The organism is Nocardioides sp. LHD-245 (assembly GCF_030929495.1).
GTDB lineage: Bacteria > Actinomycetota > Actinomycetes > Propionibacteriales > Nocardioidaceae > Nocardioides.
In genome coordinates, this window is sequence record NZ_JAVFWN010000007.1 from 151,161 (window position 1) to 168,941 (window position 17,781).

General features: G+C 71.8%; 15 protein-coding genes and 1 pseudogene. 14 read left to right on the forward strand and 2 right to left on the reverse strand.

The features are described from left to right. The first annotated feature begins 11 nt into the window (after positions 1-11). The 6 genes and pseudogenes from RB608_RS12880 to RB608_RS12905 all read left to right on the forward strand — a co-directional run bounded on the left by RB608_RS12880 (position 12) and on the right by RB608_RS12905 (position 7,487). Positions 12-974 carry an alpha/beta hydrolase gene (locus RB608_RS12880; RefSeq protein ID WP_308088339.1) on the forward strand — a complete coding sequence of 321 codons (963 nt, stop codon included), beginning with the start codon at positions 12-14 and terminating at the stop codon, positions 972-974. A 66-nt stretch (positions 975-1,040) separates the two neighbouring features. Continuing rightward, a complete protein-coding gene (locus tag RB608_RS12885) occupies positions 1,041-2,846 on the forward strand; it encodes a right-handed parallel beta-helix repeat-containing protein (protein ID WP_308088340.1) in 1,806 nt (601 codons plus the stop codon). A 112-nt stretch (positions 2,847-2,958) separates the two neighbouring features. Beyond that, positions 2,959-3,744, forward strand: coding sequence for a fumarylacetoacetate hydrolase family protein (locus RB608_RS12890; RefSeq protein ID WP_308088341.1), 786 nt, complete (start codon positions 2,959-2,961; stop codon positions 3,742-3,744). Between the two features lie 52 nt (positions 3,745-3,796). Beyond that, entirely contained in the window at positions 3,797-5,593 is a 1,797-nt protein-coding gene (locus tag RB608_RS12895) for a right-handed parallel beta-helix repeat-containing protein (protein ID WP_308088342.1), read from the forward strand. 73 nt (positions 5,594-5,666) lie between these two features. Further along, a pseudogene (locus RB608_RS12900) lies at positions 5,667-5,891 on the forward strand (PucR family transcriptional regulator ligand-binding domain-containing protein); the annotation flags it as partial. Between the two features lie 396 nt (positions 5,892-6,287). Then, positions 6,288-7,487, forward strand: a complete 1,200-nt coding sequence (locus RB608_RS12905) for an acyl-CoA dehydrogenase family protein (protein WP_308088485.1) — start codon at positions 6,288-6,290, stop codon at positions 7,485-7,487. On the opposite strand, the gene RB608_RS12910 is transcribed toward RB608_RS12905, so the two are convergent. Further along, positions 7,411-8,730: a benzoate/H(+) symporter BenE family transporter gene (locus RB608_RS12910; RefSeq protein WP_308088343.1), complete on the reverse strand. Its 1,320-nt coding sequence runs from the start codon at positions 8,728-8,730 to the stop codon at positions 7,411-7,413. The two genes, RB608_RS12905 and RB608_RS12910, sit on opposite strands and share 77 nt — an antisense overlap. Here RB608_RS12910 and RB608_RS12915 point away from each other — a divergent pair. After that, on the forward strand, positions 8,729-10,129 hold the full coding sequence (locus RB608_RS12915) for a PLP-dependent aminotransferase family protein (RefSeq protein ID WP_308088344.1): 1,401 nt from the start codon (positions 8,729-8,731) through the stop codon (positions 10,127-10,129). The two genes, RB608_RS12910 and RB608_RS12915, sit on opposite strands and share 2 nt — an antisense overlap. Here the strand turns inward: RB608_RS12915 and RB608_RS12920 are convergent. Further along, positions 10,042-11,535, reverse strand: coding sequence for a PLP-dependent aminotransferase family protein (locus RB608_RS12920; protein WP_308088345.1), 1,494 nt, complete (start codon positions 11,533-11,535; stop codon positions 10,042-10,044). The genes RB608_RS12915 and RB608_RS12920 overlap by 88 nt on opposite strands. A 100-nt stretch (positions 11,536-11,635) precedes the next feature. On the opposite strand from RB608_RS12920, the gene RB608_RS12925 reads away from it, so the two are divergent. From RB608_RS12925 to RB608_RS12955, 7 genes are all read left to right on the forward strand, one after another. Beyond that, on the forward strand, positions 11,636-12,385 hold the full coding sequence (locus RB608_RS12925) for a type 1 glutamine amidotransferase (protein ID WP_308088347.1): 750 nt from the start codon (positions 11,636-11,638) through the stop codon (positions 12,383-12,385). Further along, a complete protein-coding gene (locus tag RB608_RS12930; RefSeq protein ID WP_308088348.1) occupies positions 12,382-13,008 on the forward strand; it encodes an AmiS/UreI family transporter in 627 nt (208 codons plus the stop codon). Before RB608_RS12925 ends, RB608_RS12930 begins: the two co-directional genes overlap by 4 nt. Continuing rightward, positions 13,005-14,468 carry an amidase family protein gene (locus RB608_RS12935; protein ID WP_308088349.1) on the forward strand — a complete coding sequence of 488 codons (1,464 nt, stop codon included), beginning with the start codon at positions 13,005-13,007 and terminating at the stop codon, positions 14,466-14,468. The genes RB608_RS12930 and RB608_RS12935 overlap by 4 nt, the downstream gene beginning before the upstream one ends. Further along, positions 14,465-15,997 (forward strand): glutamine synthetase family protein, encoded by a 1,533-nt coding sequence (locus tag RB608_RS12940; protein ID WP_308088351.1) that lies wholly within the window; start codon positions 14,465-14,467, stop codon positions 15,995-15,997. The genes RB608_RS12935 and RB608_RS12940 overlap by 4 nt, the downstream gene beginning before the upstream one ends. Positions 15,998-16,158: 161 nt before the next feature. Continuing rightward, complete coding sequence (locus tag RB608_RS12945) at positions 16,159-16,893, forward strand: type 1 glutamine amidotransferase (protein WP_308088352.1); 735 nt, start codon at positions 16,159-16,161, stop codon at positions 16,891-16,893. Positions 16,894-16,946: 53 nt separating this feature from the next. Then, positions 16,947-17,273: a metalloregulator ArsR/SmtB family transcription factor gene (locus RB608_RS12950; protein WP_308088353.1), complete on the forward strand. Its 327-nt coding sequence runs from the start codon at positions 16,947-16,949 to the stop codon at positions 17,271-17,273. Beyond that, positions 17,270-17,752 carry an SRPBCC family protein gene (locus RB608_RS12955; RefSeq protein ID WP_308088354.1) on the forward strand — a complete coding sequence of 161 codons (483 nt, stop codon included), beginning with the start codon at positions 17,270-17,272 and terminating at the stop codon, positions 17,750-17,752. Before RB608_RS12950 ends, RB608_RS12955 begins: the two co-directional genes overlap by 4 nt. Positions 17,753-17,781: the final 29 nt, after the last annotated feature.

The window sequence follows — 17,781 nt, forward strand, 5'->3', positions numbered from 1 at the left end:
AGGCCCGACGCATGGTGAGGACGGACGGACCGTGGCTCGATCCGGAGCTCGCGGTGGCGCTGGAGGCCATCCCTCACCACGAGCGCCCGCAGGCGACCATCGACCCTGATCGGATCGAGGGAGCCCGGGCCCGCCTGCGGCGGGCTGTGGAGCTCCCCGACGGCCGTCCGGTGCGCAGCGAGGCGGTGCGGATCGTCCGGGCCGACAACACCTTCCTCGATCTCCGGTTGCACCGACCGGCCGGGGAAGCACGCCGGTCGTCGGCCCCGGGCGGACCGGTCCTGGTGTGGCTGCACGGCGGCGGCTACTTGCTCGGCTCGGCCCCGAGCGATCCACGGGTGGAGCAGGAGTACGCCGATCGGGTGGGTTGCGCGGTTGTCGGGGTGGACTACCGCACGGCGCCCGAGCACCCGCATCCCGCGCCGCTCGAGGACGTCCTGCTCACCCTTGCCTGGTTGCGCGACGGTGGGGGTGGGGGTGGGGGCGCCCCGTCGTGGGTCGCGCTCGGCGGGGAGAGCGCGGGGGCGGGCCTGGCGGCGGCGACCGTGCTCGCCGCGAAGGACATCGACTTCCAACTGCTGGTCGCGCCGATGCTCGACGACCGCACCGATGAGGCGACGAGCCCGGCGGTGGATGCGCTCGGGTTGTGGAGCGGCGAGCTGAACCGCCGCGCCTGGGCGCTGTACCAGCGGCCGGAAGCCTCCAGCGCGCCCCTCGCGTCCGCGGCCCGTGCCGCCGCGCTGGACGGGTCGCCGCCCGCCTACCTCGACGTCGGCTCCGCGGACCTGTTCTGTCGCGAGACCGTCGCGTACGCGCAACGGCTCGACCAGCACGGCGTACCGGTGGAACTGCACGTGTGGCCCGGGGCCTACCACGGCTTCTACGAGGTGGCGCCCACCGCGGCCGTCAGTCTCGCCGCGAAGGCAGCACGGGTGCGGGCGCTGCGTCGCGCGCTCCGACGTGCCGGCGACTGAGCGAAGGGGGTTGACACCGCTCTCGTCCATCTACATGCTGCATGCAACATGTACAAAGGAGTCAGCATGGGTGAGCAGACGGGGATCAACCGCCGCCGGGTCCTGGGCGGCCTGGGGGTCGCCGCGACCGGCGCCGTCGGCGCCGCGCTGGCGGGGGCCTCGCCGGCCGGCGCCGTCACGACCGAGGTGACACTGACGGGCTCGGGCGACGAGTCGGCAGCGATCCAGGCGGCGATCGACGCACTCCCGGCGGCCGGCGGTGTCGTCCTGCTGCCCGCGGGGACCTACCTCGTCGGCACGACCATCGAGCTCCGCAGCAGGGTGACCCTCCGGGGCGCCGGTCGGTCCTCGACGCTGCTGCGCGACCACGCCTCGCTCGGCGCCCGGCCCGTGATCTCCGTCGTCGGGTCGGCGGCCGAGCCGCTCGTCGACGTGGTGATCACGGACCTCGGGATCCGCAACGGCACGGCGTCGACCGGCGACTACACCGACGGCAAGGACGGCGTCGTGGTCGACCGGTGCGACGGGTTCACGCTGGAGCGCTGTCTCGTCCGGGAGATCCAGGGCAGTGACGGCATCACCTTCAAGTACTCCCGCAACATCCTGGTCCAGCACTGCCGGTTCCATCGGTGCAACTACAGCATGCTCTACGTGCTGGTGGAGTGCGAGGACATCCGGATCCTGGAGAACGAGTTCGACACCCTCACCAGCACGGTCTCGCCCAACACCTACGCCATCGGCACTGGAGGGGACAGGAAGGGCGAGGGCAGGTACTGGCTGAGGAACCTGTGGATCGAACGCAATGTCGTGCGCAACAACCCGATCTGGGAGGGCATCGACTGCCACGGCGGGGAGAACGTCTTCATCCAGGACAACTACGTCGAGAACTGCAAGATCGGCGTGGCCGTCCAGAACGCACGTGGCTACGTCGAGGAGCCGGTCCTGCGCAACGTGCACGTCGTCGGCAACGTCCTCCTCCGCGGCACCGGCCTGCCCGGCAACCGCGGCATCACGGTCGTGGGCAACCTCGACGTGCTCTCCGAGAACATCACGATCGCCGACAACCGCATCCAGGGCTTCATGGGCCATCCCGACGCGCCGGGATCGATCGCGCTGTACCTGGTCAAGGACGTCCGGGTGGAGCGCAACGAGATCCGTGACTACGCGGTCTACGGCGTGCACCTCACGAACGCGGTGTTCGGCGCGTCGGTGATCGGCAACAGCTTCCACGACGTGGTCGACACGCCCGCCGGGCAGGAGGCCGCCACCGCGGCCATCGGGATCGACGGACTGGGCGCCTATGGCGACACCACCAACGACGTCGTCGGCGCCTACGGGATCCGGATCGAGGGGAACACGGTCGGTGCCACCGCGCCCGAGCGTCGGCCGAACTGGTTCATCAACGTCGACCGCCCGACGGTCAGCGTCCAGGTCGGCGCGAACGAGGTGCGCAACGTGCGGCAGGACACGGCGTACCGGAACACGGCCTACCTCCCGATCGACCGTGGTTCGAAGCCACGAGACCACCTCGTACAGAAGCGAGGTGACGTGGTCACCGACGACCGTGGGCGTCCGCGCTGGGTGGTCTCCGAGCCCCGGATCGGCTTCGGGTCGCTCGACACCGCGACCGTGTGGGCGCGGGTCGACACGACCAGCGGCAGCGACGTCGTCGAGGTGGTCGGCGGAGACTGGCGCAAGCTGCCGCCGGGCATGAACGTGCGGATCCCGGGCGCGGGACCGGGGGGATCGGTGTTGAGTACCCGGATCCTCGAATACCGGGAGCTGACCCGGATCCGGCTGGAGAAGGCGGCGGCGCGGACCGTCGCGGCGGCGCCGGTGCGCTATCAGGAACTGCGCCTCACCGAGGCGTGAGATGCCACGCGGCGCCCACGCGCCGCACCTCGGACAGAGGGACGAGCCGGAGAGGTACGGAGAGGCGAGCATGCGAGTCGGCAGGATGCGGACAGTCGGGGGAGACGTCTTGGTGGAGGAGGTCGAGGCCGGTGTGTACCGCGGGATCGCGGCGCCCGGCGTCACGCTTCAGGAGGTCGCGGCCGGCCGCCCGCCCCCCCTTCGCGGGGACCCGGTGGAGGGCACCCTCGTGGCGCCACTGGTCCCGGGGAAGATCGTGGCGATCGGCCTCAACTATCTCGATCACATCCGGGAGGCGGGTGCGGAGCGTCCGGGCGCCCCGCTGGTCTTCACGAAGTTCCCCAGCAGCGTCGTCGGGCCGGGCGACGCCGTCGAGGTCGACCGGAGCATCACCGAGCGGGTCGACTGGGAGGTCGAGCTGGCCGTCGTGATCGGCCGGCCGGCGCGGCGTGTCACGGCGGAACAGGCGCTCGACCACGTCTACGGGTACACGGTCGCCAACGACGTCTCTGCCCGCGACGTCCAGTTCAGCGACGGCCAGTGGGTGCGCGGCAAGAGCCTCGACACCTTCTGCCCGCTCGGTCCGGTGGTGGTCACGGCCGACGAGGTGCCGTCACCGCAGGAGCTGCGACTCGGTTTGCGGGTCAACGGGCAGGACATGCAGAACTCCTCCACGGCCGAGATGCTGTTCGGCGTCGCCGAGCTGATCTCCTACTGCTCCCACAGCTTCAGCCTGCAACCGGGCGACGTGCTGCTCACCGGTACGCCGTGGGGCTGCGGGGAGTTCATGGAGCCGAAGACCTCGCTCCACGACGGCGACAGTGTCGAGGCCTGGATCGAGGGGATCGGCAGCCTCGTCAACCCGGTCGTCGAGCTCGGTGGCCACGGACGTCAGTGATCGGAAATCAACCAGTCCGCGCGTCTCGCGCGGCCCATCTGTGGGAGGTTCTATGAGCACGGAAGCAGGATTCGGGCGCCGGAGGGTGCTGGGCATGGCGGGTGTCGCCGCGGCTGGCGCGGGGGCCGTCGTGATGGGCGTCGCGGCGCCAGCGAGTGCGGCGACGAGTGAGACGTGGCTCGACTCGCTCACCGGATCGGGGGATGAGTCGGCCGCCATCCAGGCGGCCATCACGGCCCTCGGCGCCGATGGCGGGATCGTCCGCATCCCACCGGGCACCTACTATCTCGGGTCGACGTTGAACCTGGGCTCGAACGTGACCCTGGCCGGCGCGGGCCAGACGGCCACCGTGCTGCGTGACCACGCGAACCTGGGCAACAACACGATGATCAACGTCATCGGCACCAGTGGTACCCGGAAGAAGAACGTCGCGATCCAGGACCTCACGATCCGCAACGGCACGGCCGGCACGGGCTCTCCGACGAGCGGCCGCGACGGGGTCCGGGTCGAGTACACCGACGGCTTCACCCTGGACCGCGTGCGCATCACGGAGATGCAGGGCTACTACGGCGCGAGCGTGGTGCGGAGCACGAACGTCGTCGTGCGCGACTCGGAGTTCTACCGTTGCGCCCACACCATGATGGCGATCCTGATCGAGGTCGACGGCATCACGGTGACCGGGTCGACCTTCGACACCGTCACCAACACCGTGACCGCCGACTGCTACACGCTCATGACCGGCTCGGAGACCAACAACGAGGGCTCGTTCTTCGTCCGCAACATGCTCATCGAGAACAACGTCTTCCTCAACAACCCCCGCTGGGAGGGTCTCGACTGCCACGGCGGCGAGAACATCATCATCCGGGGCAACGTCATCAAGAACTGCAAGGTCGGCATCGCCCTGCAGCACGCACACGGCTACCTCGCGGACCAGTCGCAGGAGGTCCTCCGCAACGTCCTCATCGCCCACAACACCATCGAGCAGGGCAACGGGGACAACGGCCAAGCCGGCATCTCTGTCGTCGGCAACAGCTATCGGATGACGGAGAAGATCCGGATCGTCGGCAACGACGTCACCGGGTTCACCGGCCAGGACGCGACGCCGGGCTCGATCACCCTCTACTGCGTGCGGCACGTGTGGATCGAGGACAACGAGATCTGGGAGCACGGGATCTACGGCATCTGCTTCTGGGAGGCCGTCTACGGCGCGACCATCCGCTCCAACTACTTCTTCGGAGCGAACGCGTCGGCCGCGGCGAACGCGAACAGTGCCGCGATCGGAGTGGTCAGCGTTGGTACCTTCGGCCTGCGCGTCGAGGACAACACGGTCGACGCGACCGCCATGAACAAGCGGGTCAACTACTTCGTGCGCTCGGCCAGCCAGTACGAGAGCTGGCAGATCCGCGGCAACCGGATCCTCAACGTCAAGCAGAGCACGCCCTACAACACGGTGAGCCAGCTGCCGGTCGAGCGCGCCTCGATACCGACGACGTTGCTCGTCCAGTCCTACGGGGACCTGATCTACAACACCAGCGGCAAGGCCGCATGGATCGCGACGGCGCCCAAGATCGGCTACGGGTCGCTCGACAGCTCGTCGGTGATCGTCCGAGGCACCATCTCGTCCGGCTCCAACCAGATGACGATCGTCTCCGGCGGTTCGAGTGACTACCGCTCGATCCCGCCCGGGATGAACATCAAGATAACCGGTGCCGGTCCCTCCGGCGGCGTCCTGAACGCCCGCGTGCTCGAGTGGGCGGTGCCGGGCGTCGTCCTGCTGGACACCAACGCCTCGACGTCGGTGAGCTCCGCGAACGTCTCCTACCAGGCGTTGACGGTGGCCGCGGTGTAGCGGACTGAGGACTCGGGGTGGCAGAGACGGTCCCGTCGGCGACACGGTCGGCGGGCATGGCACGCTGAGCCGGGTGACCGCACCGACCGTCGCGTCCCTGTGCTCCGGGCTGGGGCACCACCTGGTTCCCCTGGCGGGCTTCGACCTGCCCCGCACCGAGGTCACCGCGGTCCACATCAGTGAGCTGCCGGAGCCGGAGGCCTACCTGAGCGGGGTCGAGCTGCTGCTCACCACCGGCCTGGCACTCCCGGTGGACGAGGCGGGCTGCGCGGCGTACGTCGCCCGGGTGCGGGAGGCGGGCGTCAGCGCGCGCTCGGGCTGGGTCCGGTCCACGGGGAGCCGCCCAGCCGCTGGTCGCCGCCTGCCGCACGGCGGGCCTGCCGTTGCTCGTGGTCCCAGTCGCGACCCCCTTCCTGACGGTGACACGGGCCTTCTGGACCGCGCAGTCCCGCTCGACCGGCAGGTCGAGTCCGCGCGGGGAGCGCCCAGCCGCGGCACCGGGGTCATGGTCGAGCAGGTGCCGCGGCGGCCGCGCCTCGCGCTCGCCGCGCCGCGTTCTCCCTACGGTCGTGTCATCAGGCAGGAGCAGGCCCGACGGACTCCTATCAGCCCCATGCCGACCCCGCCCGGGGGAGCACGACGACGACGCACGACAGATGCTGAGCACCTCTCAGGACGATCAGGAGACCCCGCGATGAGCACCCCCACCACCCTGCCCCCCTTCGCCCCGCTCGACCCTGTGGGCATCGACGACCTGCTCACCGAGGACGAGAAGGCGGTACGCGCCTCGGTCCGTCAGCTGTGCGCCGAGCGGATCGACCCGTACGTCGCCGAGTGGTTCGAGCAGGGCGCGCTGCCCGACGTCCGGGGGCTCGCCAAGGAGCTGGGCTCGCTCGGTCTGCTCGGCATGCACCTGGAGGGCTACGGCTGCGCGGGCATGTCCGCGACCGACTACGGCCTTGCCTGCCTGGAGCTGGAGGCCTCCGACTCCGGCATCCGGTCGCTGGTGTCGGTGCAGGGCTCGCTCGCGATGTTCGCGATCTGGCGGTGGGGCTCGGAGGACCAGAAGAACGAGTGGCTGCCGCGGATGGCCGCCGGTGACGCGATCGGCTGCTTCGGCCTGACCGAGCCGGACGTCGGCTCCGATCCGGGCGACATGCGCACCCGCGCCCGCCGGGTCGCCGGGGACGGATCCGACTGGGTGCTCGACGGCCGCAAGATGTGGATCACCAACGGCACCGTCGCCGACGTCGCCGTCGTCTGGGCCCAGACGGACGAGGGCGTCCGCGGTTTCGTCGTACCGACGAGCACGCCGGGGTTCGCTGCTCCCGAGATCAAGCACAAGCAGTCGCTGCGCGCCTCCGTCACGAGCGAGCTCGTGCTCGACGGCGTCCGTCTGCCCGACTCGGCGGCCTTCCCGGAGGTGCGTGGCCTCAAGGGCCCGCTGTCGTGTCTCAACGAGGCGCGCTACGGCATCGTCTGGGGCGCGATGGGCGCTGCCCGGTCGTCGCTGGAGACCGCGCTCGCCTACGCCAACAGCCGGATGCAGTTCGGCAAGCCGATCTCCGCCTTCCAGCTCACCCAGCAGAAGCTGGTCGACATGAACCTGGAGTACACGAAGGGCGTCCTGCTGGCGCTCCACCTCGGCCGCCGCAAGGACGCCGGCCGGCTGCGCCCCGAGCAGGTCAGCCTCGGCAAGCTCAACAACGTCCGTGAGGCGCTGGAGATCTGCCGGACGGCGCGCACGATTCTCGGTGCGAACGGGATCTCGCTGGAGTACCCGGTGATCCGGCACATGAACAACCTGGAGTCGGTGCTCACCTACGAGGGGACCGTCGAGATGCACACGCTGGTCCTGGGACATGCGATGACGGGACACGCGGCGTTCCGCTGAGCGCGGCCGGCTCCGGTCGAGGCGACCTCGGGCGCAGGGCCAGGTAGACCGCGGAGCCCGCCAGCACGCCCCAGAAGGCGCTGCCGACGTTGAGCAGGACGACGCCGCTCATCGTGACGGCCAGCGTGGTGAGCGCGGCGACCGCGCTGTGCGGCGCGCCGTTCGTCGCCCCACTCACGGCGCCGCTCAGCGCGGTGAGGGTCGAGGCGAGCAGCGCGACCGCCGCCAGCGCGGTGATGGTCTCGGCCGGGATCGACTGGAAGCCCGCGACCAGGAAGCCGCCGAAGACGCCGACCAGCAGGTAGACGGTGCCGGCGGAGAGGCCGGCGATCCAGCGCCGGCTGCGGTCCGGGTGCGACTCGGGCCCGGTCGCGATGGCGGCGGTGATCGCGGCGATGTTGATGCCGTGGTTGCCGAAGGGCGTCAGCACCGCGGAGGCCGTGGAGATCGAGCCGACGAGCAGCCGGTCGTCGGGGCGGTAGCCCTCGGAGCGCAGCAGTGCGAGGCCGGGGGCGTTCTGCGAGGCCATCGTGACGATGAAGAGCGGCAGCCCGATGCTGACCAGTGCGGCCGGGTCGAAGGTCGGCACGGTGAGCACCGGGACGGTCACGGAGAAGCCGGTCGTCACCGGCTCGAAGGCGCCGGCGACGGCCGCCACGGCGATGCCGACGACCAGGGCGAGCGGGACGGCGTACCGGTCGACGAGGCGCTTGCCGACGAAGAAGGCGACGATCACGCTCCCGGCCAGCAGCGGCGCCGAGGCGAACGCGTCGGTCGCGGTCACGACGAAGGGCAGCAGTACGCCGGCCAGGAGGGCCTGCAGTACCGGGGCGGGGACGTGGTCCAGCAGCCAGCCGAACCATCCGGTCCAGCCGGCGATCGCCGCGGCGACCGAGGCGACCAGGAAGGCGCCGACGGCGTCGGAGAAGGCGAAGCCGCCGAGTGAGGCGATGAGCAGCGCCGCGCCGGGGGTCGACCAGGCGACGATGACCGGGATCCGGGTGAACGCGCTGAGCGCGATGCTGCACAACCCGTTGCCGATCGACACCGCCCACACCCACGACGCGGTGTGCGCCTCGTCCAGTCCGGCCGCCCGGGTGGCCGCGAGGACGATCAGGAACGGGCCGGAGTAGTTCACCAGCGCCGAGATGATCCCGGCGACGACGGCGGACAGCGACGCGTCGCGGGCGACCGTGCGTAACGCCTTGCGAACAGGGACGGTAACGTTATCTACTGCCTTCATGAATGACGATAACAGAGCTGCCGAGATCGCGGAGGTCCTGCGTCGTCGCGCCGAGACGATGGCGGTCGGCGATCGGCTTCCCGGTGTCCGGCAGCTCTCGCGGGAGTTCGCGGCGAGCGCCGCGACCGTCTCCGCGGCGCTCGCCCGGCTCGCCGCGCTCGGCCTGCTCCGCGCCGAGCCGGGCCGGGGCACCTTCGTCGCGGGCCGCCGGAGCAGCCCCGACCCGGACTACAGCTGGCAGTCCCCGGCCCTCGGCCGCGCCCGGGTCGACCCCCGTCGCGCCGGCCGGCTGGGCGCCCACGGGGGAGCGGAGGACATCCAGCTCTCGTGGGGCTACACCGCGGCCGAGCTGCAGCCGGCCGAGGCGCTGCGGGCGCAGGCGTCGCGGGCCGCCCGCGGGGCCCGGGCCTGGTCGATGGTGCCGGTCGCCGGCCTGCCCGACCTGCGCCGGGTGCTCGCCGCGGACTACGGCGCCGAGCCCGGCGACGTGCTGGTCGTGCCGGGCGGCCAGCAGGCGCTCGTCTTCGTGCTGCGCACCCTGGCCGATCCAGGCGACACCGTCATCACCGAGAGCCCGACCTACCCGGGCATGGTCCTCGCCGCCCAGGCCGCCGGCCTCGCGCTCGCCGCGGTGCCGGCCGATCTCGACGGGATCCGACCGGACCTGCTCGCCGACGTGCTGGAGCGGACCCGGGCCCGGGTCGTCTACCTCCAGCCCGGCTGCGCGAACCCCACGGGCGCGGTCCTCAGCGCCGAACGGAGAGCACGGGTGCTCGCTCTCGCCGCCGAGCACGGCGCCTTCGTCGTCGAGGACGACTGGGCCCGGCACCTCGGGCTGGACGGGCCGCCCCCGCCGCCGCTGCTCACCGAGGACCCGCACGGGCACGTCCTCGCCATCGCCACGCTGACCAAGGTCGTCGCGCCCGGCCTGCGGATCGCCGCCGTCGTGGCCCGCGGACCGGCCGGGGAGCGGCTGCGGACCGCGCGGATCGCGGAGGACATGTGCGTGCCGGCGCTGCTCCAGGAGACGGCGCTCGGTCTGCTGACGTCGCCCGCCTGGCCGCGCCACCTCAAGCTGCTGCGCTCCCGGCTGGCCGAGCGCCGCGACGCGATGGTCGGTCACTTGCACGCGCACGGCGCGCAGCTGCGGCTGACGCATTCCCCGCGCGGTGGCATCCACCTGTGGGTCCGGCTCCCGGAGAGCATCGACACCGGCGGGCTCGCGGTGGCCGCCCAGGCGGCCGGAGTCCTCGTTGGCGACGGGGCGCACTTCTTCGTCGACGAGCCGCCGGCGCCGTACGTCCGGCTGTCCTACAGCGCGGCGTCGGAACCCCAGATCGCCGAAGGGGTACGCCGCCTGGCCGGCCTCGTCGCGGAGCGGTCGGCGTCGTTCCCGTAGCCGGCCCAGGTGGCCGCCAGTCGGGCGAGTCCCTCGGTCAGCGCGGAGGTCGGCTGCACGAACCCGAGCCGCAGGTGGTCGTGGTGCGATCCGTTGCCGGTGAAGGTCTCGCCGGTGGCGACCGCGACGCCGCCGCCGACCGCCTGGGCGGCGAAGCGGGCCGCGTCGCTGCCGGTGGGTAGCTCCACCCACAGCGACCGCCCGCCGTGCGGCTGCTGCCAGCGCCACTCCGGCATCCGCTCACGGAGCAGCGAGGTGGTGAGCTCGAGCTTCGTGCGGGCCTCGTCCACCCGCCGCGCGGCGATCTCGTCGGCCCGCTGGAGCAGGTCGAGGGCCACCAGCTGGGAGATGACCGAGGTGCCGAGGTCGTAGGCGCTCTTCATCCGCACCAGGCTCTGGATCAGTGACTGCGGCGCACGCAGCCAGCCGACCCGCAGGCCGTCCCAGAGCAGCTTGCTGGTGCCACCCACGGTGATCACCCGCCGCTCGTCGAGGAAGGCCGCCAGGGGCGGCGCGGTCTCGGGCTCGAAGAGCTGGTCGGCCAGGATGTCGTCGTCGACCACGAGACCGCCGCTGTCGTGGACCAGCCGGGCGAGCAACTCGCGGTCGGCGGCGGGCATCGAGTGTCCGGTCACCGTGTGGCAGGTCGTCATCACGTAGAACAGCGGCTGTGTCTGGCCGGCGACGTGCTCGGCCGCCGCGGCGATGCGCCGCGGGTCGGTCAGGGCGGGCACGCTCAGCAGCCGGGCGCGACGCATCCGGGCCAGGTCGAGCAGGCCGAGGTAGGTCGGCGCCTCGACCACGAACGGTGCGGTACGACGGCGCAGCAGCTGGGTGCTCATCGCCAGTCCCTGTTGGGCGCCGGCGGTGATCAGGACCTGGGCCGGGTCGGTCGGCAGGCCGCGTCGGGTGTACCAGGCGGCCACCCAGGCGCGCAGCTCTGGTTCGCCCTCGGTGTGCTGGGTCGCGAGCATGGCCCGGGCGAAGACCTCGTCGGCAGTCGAGCGGATCGCGTCGCGCATCTCGCCCAGCACCGCCGGCGTGCTGATCGAGAGATTGATCAGGCCCTGACTGTGTGCCGGCTCGCGGTCGGCCGTGCCGTCGGTCAGGTCCATCATCCGCGGCAGTCTGGCGGCGCCGGGCGTCGAGGTCACGTAGCTGCCGCTGCCGACCCGGCGGTCGAGGACGGCGATCGCCTCCAGGCTGGCGTAGGCCCGGACCACGGTCGTGCGCGAGACGCCGAGCGCGGTGGCGAGCCGGCGCTCGGCGGGGAGTCGTTGCCCGGCCGCGATCCGACCGTCGCGGATCAGCTCCAGGAGGGTGTCGCTGACGATCCGGTGACGCTCTCCGTCCTGGCGCAGCCGGGTGCTCAGCTCGGCGGTCAACGCCGCGGACAGATCCATCATGTGACGTCCATTACCTCGAATTGGCCTCTTGTATGAACCCCGTCACATCGCAACGATACCGACACCTCGGGCCAATCGGACAGGTGATGGAGGTGCCAAAATGGACTTCTCTGGACGGATCCTCGTGATCCACCACGATGCGGCGGTGCCGTCGGGCGAGTACGGCGACGTGCTGGCCGGGTGCGGGGCGCCGGTCGAGCACGTCGAGCTGCACGCGGGGGCGCCGCTCCCGCCGCTCGACGGCTGTCGGGGGATCGTGACGCTGGGCGGGCCGATGGGTGCGCTCGACGACCACGTGCTGCCGGCGCTGGCGCACGAGCGCCGACTGCTCGCCGAGGCGGTCGCGTCCGGCGTACCCGTGTGGGGGGTGTGCCTCGGCGCCCAGCTGCTCGCGGCCGCGCTCGGCGGTGATGTCCGGCGCGGCGAGCGGCCCGAGCTCGGCATGCACGACCTCGTCCGGGCGGCCGGTGCCGAGAACGACCCGGTCGGCGCGATGCTGCCCGTCCGGATGCCGGTGCTGCAGTGGCACCGGGACACCTTCACGTTCCCGGAGGGGGCGCGCCGGCTGGCCGGCTCGGACCTCTACGCGAACCAGGCGTTCGCCGTCGGCTCGGCCTACGGCGTGCAGTTCCACGCCGAGGTCGGGGTCGACGCGGTGCGCACCTGGGCCGAGCATCCCTCGTTCGCGGCCGACCTGCGGGCCCGGCACGGCCCCGGCTACGTCGATGCCGTCCTGGCCCCGACCGCCGTCCACGCGCCCGCCGGCCACCTGCTGGCGCGCGCCCTCCTCACGACGTGGCTCGACACGTTCGTCCTCCCTCAGCACGATCATCAAGGAGTTTCACTATGAGTAGCCTGGCCCTCTTCTTCGTGGGTTCCGTCCTGCTGTGCAACGGCCTCGGGTTGTTGGGGCGGCTCAGCCCCAAGGACACCGCGCCGATCAACCTCTTCATCGGCCTCACCCTGGTCGCGACCGTCGGCGTCACCGCCCTGCCCGTCGCGGGCAGCAGCGACGCCGAGCTCTCGACGGTCCTCGGCAGCGCGGGCTTCCTGCTGTTCGCGTTCACCTACCTCTACGTCGCGCTCAACAACTTCCGCGACCTGCCCGGTCAGGGCCTGGGGTGGTACTGCGGTTGGGCGGTGCTGGTCTCGCTGATGCTGGCCTGGGTCAACTTCGACAGGTTCGACGACCCGAAGTTCGGGGCGATCTGGCTGTCGTGGGCCGTGCTCTTCTCGGCGTTCTTCCTCGTCCTCGCCGCCGGTCTCGACAGCCTGACCGTGGCGACGGGCTGGCTCGCCGTGCTCCAGGCCTTCACGACCACGACCCTCCCCGGTGCGCTCATGCTGACCGGCCGCTGGGACGACGTGCCGACGGGCGTCGTGGTCGCCGCCCAGGTCGCGGTGGTCGTGGTCTTCGTCGCCGTGGCGACCATCCGCCGGCCGGTCGCCACGCTGGAGGTCGCGAGCGCATGAGCCCTCTCGCACCCGCGGAGCGGGCGACGGGCGCCGAGCTGGCCTTCCGCTCGGTCGACGAGCTCCTGACCGGCTTCCGCTCGCGGGACTTCTCGCCCTCGGAGGTCCTCGACGAGATCCTGGTCCGGGCCGAGCGCTTCGCCGCCCTCAAGCCCTTCCTCACCGTCGACCCGGACGGTGCCCGCCGGGCGGCCCGGCTGGCCGACGACGGGTACGCCCGTGGCGCGCAGGTGCCGGCCCCACCACTACTCGGCGTCCCGGTGACGATCAAGGACCTGCTGCGGACCGAAGGGCTGCGCACCACCCGCGGCTCGCTGCTCACCGCCGACCATGTGCCCGACGAGGACGCGCCGGCCGTGGCCCGGCTGCGCGCCGCCGGCGCCGTGGTGGTCGGCAAGACGAACACCAGCGAGGGCGGCTGGAAGGGCGATGCCGGCAATCGGCTGATCGGCCCGAGCGCGAACCCCTGGGACCCGCGGTTCACGTCCGGCGGCTCCAGCGGCGGCGCCGGAGTGGCGGCCGCGCTCGGGCTCGGCCCGATCGCCGTGGGCACCGACGGCGGAGGCAGCGTCCGGATCCCCGCGGCCTACTGCGGGGTCGTCGGCTACAAGCCGACCTTCGGCCGGATCCCGTACCACCCGCCGTCCCCGGAGGGCCTCTCACACATCGGCCCGCTCACCCGCACCGTCGCCGACGCAGCGACGGCGGTGCGCCACATGGCCGGCTACGACCCGCGGGACCCGACGAGTGTGCCGGGCCGGGGCGCCGTCGTACCGATGCCGGGACGGCCGCTGCGGATCCGGATGGCGACCTCGCTCGGCTTCGCGACCGCGGGTCCCGAGGCCTGCGCGGCGACCCGCTCGGCGGCCGCCGTGCTCGCCCGGGCCGGCCACGACGTCGTTGAGCGCGACCTCGACCTCCCCGACCAGCTCGGCACCATGATGACCCTCTGGGCGGGCCACGAGTCGGTGTCCTACGGCGCCGACCTCGATCGGGTCGCGGACCGGCTCGACCCCGGGTTGCTCGCCCTGATCCGGTACGGCCGCACCCTCTCGGCCTACGACCTGGCGGCAGCCCACGCCGATCGCGCCGAGCTCCGCCAGCGGATGCGGGAGGAGATGGGGGCCTTCGACGTCCTGCTCACCCCGACCATGCCGGGCACGGCCTTCGCGCTGGGTCTCGACGCCCCGCCGGAGGAGGCGGCGGCCGACGTGGTGGGACTCGGCTGGACGCCGTTCACCTACCTCTTCAACCTGACCGGGCAGCCCGCCGTCTCGGTCCCGGCCGGACTCAGCCGCGCGGGCCTCCCGCTCGGCATCCAGCTGGTGGGGCTGCTGCACCGCGACGGCGACGTGCTCGCCACGGCCTCCGACTACGAGGCCAACCGGCCGTGGCGCCCCGACTATCCCGGCCTCGACCCGCACATCGACCACCCAACCGAAGGAGACGAAGGCCGATGAACCAACGAACCAACCCCCGCCTGGAGGACCTGGCCACAGGCCGTGTGGGCTTCATCGCGGACCACGGGCTGTGGTCGGCGGACCAGCAGCGCAAGGCCGACGAGGTGCTGGCCGCGGTCGACGAGCAGGGCCTGGACGTGATCCGGGTCGTGTACGTCGACCCGCACGGGCTGACCCGCAGCAAGTCGCTGTCGCCGGCGGCCTTCCGGTCCACGATGCGCAACGGCATCGACACCAGCCCCGGCGGTGTCATCTTCGACACCGGGCTGGATCTGGTGTTCAACCCGTTCGAGGAAGGCGGCGGCCTCGGCAACGAGGGGATGACCGGCGCGGCCGACTTCCTGCTGGTCCCGGACCCGGACACCTTCCAGGTGCTGCCGTGGTGCGCGGGCACCGGCTGGATCCTGGCCGACGAGTACCTGAAGTCCGCCACGCCGCTGCCGTACTCCTCGCGGCTGCTGCTCAAGCAGGCGTTGGCCCGGCTGGCCGAGCGCGGCCTGCAGATGGTCGTCGGGCTGGAGGTCGAGTGGTACCTCACCCATCTCGTCGACCGCCGCTACGAGGTCGACGCCATCGGCGGCTTCGGCAGCCCGGGGGAGGCACCGGTCGTCGCACCGCTCAACCTCGGCTACCAGTTCATGAGCGAGAACCTCTGCGACGAGGCCGAGGAGCACATTCGCGAGCTCCGCCGCGCGATCACGGCCTTCGGCCTCCCGCTGCGCACCACCGAGCACGAGTCGGGGCCGGGGCAGATGGAGTTCACCTTCGCGCCGATGGATGCGCTCGCGGCCGCCGACGCGATGGTTCTCTTCCGGACGGCGGCCAAACAGATCAGCGCGCGGCAGGGACTGCACGCCAGCTTCATGTGCGCGCCCAAGCTGTCCGGCTTCGACGCCAGTGGCTGGCACCTGCACCAGTCGATCTTCGACACCGCGAGCGCGACCAACGCGTTCATGGCGAACGGTGGCGATCAGATCGTCTCGGACCTCGCCCGCGCCTATGCCGGCGGACTGCTCGCGCACGCGCCGGCGACGACGATCTTCGCCGCGCCCACCGTCAACGGCTACAAGCGGCTGAGCGAGCGGTTCTCGCTCTCGCCGGACCGGGCCACCTGGTCGGCGGACAACCGCGGCACCTACCTGCGGGTGCTGGGCGAGGTCGACGACCCGGCGTCCCACTTCGAGAACCGGGTCGGGGAGCCGGCGGCCAACCCCTATCTCTACATCGCCTCGCAGCTGGTGGCCGGGCTCAACGGCATCGACGAGGGGATCGATCCGGGCCCGATGTCGGTCGACCCGCATGACACCAGCCTGCCGCGGTTGCCCGGCAGCCTGGCCGAGGCGGCCGACGAGCTGGACCAGAGCGCGCTGTTCCGCAAGGAGTTCGGCGACGAGTTCGTCGACTACTACCTGCGGCTCAAGCGCAACGAGTGGCGCCGCTACACCGAGGCCCTCGCCGCCGACGGCCTCGCGGACGACCAGGACGAGGTCACCGACTGGGAGCAGCGCGAGTACTTCCGGATGTACTGACCCGCACCGGCCGGTAGAAGCGGCCGGAGCGACCGAACCGCCCCGGAGCACGGGTGGCTCACGAACGGTAGAAGCATTCGTGAGCCACCCGCCCGGACTCTAACAACCCCGCCCGGCCTGCTCGGACGAGCAGGCCGGCGTCCCTTGAGAAGACGGAGAAGATGAACCCGACCGAGCGCCCCACCGTCCTCGTGCTGCAGCACATCAGCTGCGAGCCGCCCGCCACCTACGAGGAGATCCTCGACGCGCACGGCTACCGGGTGCACCGCGTCGAGCTCGACGAGGGCGGGCCGCTGCCCGATCACCACGACTTCGCGGCGCTGATCGTAATGGGAGGACCGATGGGCGCGCTCGACGACGCCGAGCACCCGTGGCTGGCTGCCGAGCGCGCCTACATCGCGCGCGCGGTGGCCGCGGGGGTGCCGTACTGGGGGGTGTGCCTGGGCGCCCAACTGCTCGCGGCTGCCCTCGGCGCCCGCGTCTACACCGGCGCGTCCCCCGAGGTCGGCACCTATGACGTCGAACTGACCGCCGAGGCGGCGAACGACCCGGTCTTCGGCCTGCTCCCCGACCGGTTCTCGGTCTTCCAGTGGCACAGCGACACCTTCGACCTCCCGGCCGGGGCGCGACGCCTGGCGGCGTCCGCGGCCTACGACAACCAGGTGTTCGCGGTCGGCTCGGCCTACGGCGTGCAGTTCCACGTCGAGGTCGGTGCCGGTCTCGCCGCGGAGTGGGCCGTCGTCGAGTCCTACCGCAGCGCGCTCGAGCGGCTCTACGGCGCGGCGGGCACGCAGCGGGTCCTCGACGAGCTGGCCGACACCGCCGAGGCGAACCGGAAGGTGGCCAGCACCGTCTTCGAGGCCTGGCTCGAGACCTTCGTGCTGCCGGGCCGCTGACGGCCGGCCTCTGAACCTTGTGCCGCCCTTCCGTAAGCAGTAACTTACGCTTTGTGACCACGGACGTCGCCGACGCATGGACGGCACTGGCCGACCCGACGCGGCGGGAGATCTTCGCCCGCGTCGCGCGGCGCCCGCGCTCGGTCACCGATCTGGCCGGCGAGCTGCCGGTCAGCCGGCCGGCGGTGTCCCAGCATCTGCGTGTGCTGAAGGACGCCGCCCTGGTCCGGGTGCGGGCCGAGGGCACCCGGCGGATCTACTCCGCCGACCCCGCGGGTCTGCAGGTGCTGCGCGCGGAGCTCGAGGGGTTCTGGAGCGCGACGCTGGCCAACTTCAAGGAGCTCGTCGAGGGCGAGCCGGAGGATCGGAGCACGACATGAGTGGTACGACATCGGGTGAGGCGGTGCGGTTCGAGGTGACGGTGGCGGCGCCGGTCGAGCGCGCCTTCCGGGTGTTCACCGAGCAGTTCGACCGGATCAAGCCGCGCGAGCACAACCTGCTCGCTCCCGAGGCGATCGCGGAGACGGTCTTCGAGGCCCGGGTCGGCGGGCACGTCTACGACCGCGGCGAGAACGGCTCGGTGTGCCGCTGGGCACGCGTGCTCGCCTTCGACCCGCCGACCCGCTTCGTGATCAGCTGGGACATCTCGCCCACCTGGCAGGTCGTCACCGACCCGGCCGAGGCGAGCGAGGTCGAGGTGCGCTTCGTCGCGGACGGGCCCGACCGGACCCGGGTCGAGCTCGAGCACCGGCACCTCGAGCGGCACGGCGCCGGGTGGGAGTCGGTGCGCGAAGGGGTCGACGGTCCGCAGGGTTGGCCGGTCTACCTGGAGCGGTACGTCGCGGTGCTCGCCGGCTGATCCCGTAAACCCGTTGCGGGTCCGGGCAG

Excerpts from the sequence above, each read along its gene's own strand:
- RB608_RS12895 (WP_308088342.1), top strand. The coding sequence starts at position 3,797 with ATGAGCACGGAAGCAGGATTCGGGCGCCGGAGGGTGCTGGGCATGGCG.
- RB608_RS12920 (WP_308088345.1), bottom strand. The coding sequence starts at position 11,535 with ATGATGGATCTGTCCGCGGCGTTGACCGCCGAGCTGAGCACCCGGCTG.
- RB608_RS12915 (WP_308088344.1), top strand. The coding sequence starts at position 8,729 with ATGAATGACGATAACAGAGCTGCCGAGATCGCGGAGGTCCTGCGTCGT.
- RB608_RS12885 (WP_308088340.1), top strand. The coding sequence starts at position 1,041 with ATGGGTGAGCAGACGGGGATCAACCGCCGCCGGGTCCTGGGCGGCCTG.
- RB608_RS12925 (WP_308088347.1), top strand. The coding sequence starts at position 11,636 with ATGGACTTCTCTGGACGGATCCTCGTGATCCACCACGATGCGGCGGTG.
- RB608_RS12905 (WP_308088485.1), top strand. The coding sequence starts at position 6,288 with ATGAGCACCCCCACCACCCTGCCCCCCTTCGCCCCGCTCGACCCTGTG.
- RB608_RS12955 (WP_308088354.1), top strand. The coding sequence starts at position 17,270 with ATGAGTGGTACGACATCGGGTGAGGCGGTGCGGTTCGAGGTGACGGTG.
- RB608_RS12945 (WP_308088352.1), top strand. The coding sequence starts at position 16,159 with ATGAACCCGACCGAGCGCCCCACCGTCCTCGTGCTGCAGCACATCAGC.
- RB608_RS12940 (WP_308088351.1), top strand. The coding sequence starts at position 14,465 with ATGAACCAACGAACCAACCCCCGCCTGGAGGACCTGGCCACAGGCCGT.
- RB608_RS12935 (WP_308088349.1), top strand. The coding sequence starts at position 13,005 with ATGAGCCCTCTCGCACCCGCGGAGCGGGCGACGGGCGCCGAGCTGGCC.
- RB608_RS12880 (WP_308088339.1), top strand. The coding sequence starts at position 12 with ATGGTGAGGACGGACGGACCGTGGCTCGATCCGGAGCTCGCGGTGGCG.
- RB608_RS12930 (WP_308088348.1), top strand. The coding sequence starts at position 12,382 with ATGAGTAGCCTGGCCCTCTTCTTCGTGGGTTCCGTCCTGCTGTGCAAC.
- RB608_RS12910 (WP_308088343.1), bottom strand. The coding sequence starts at position 8,730 with ATGAAGGCAGTAGATAACGTTACCGTCCCTGTTCGCAAGGCGTTACGC.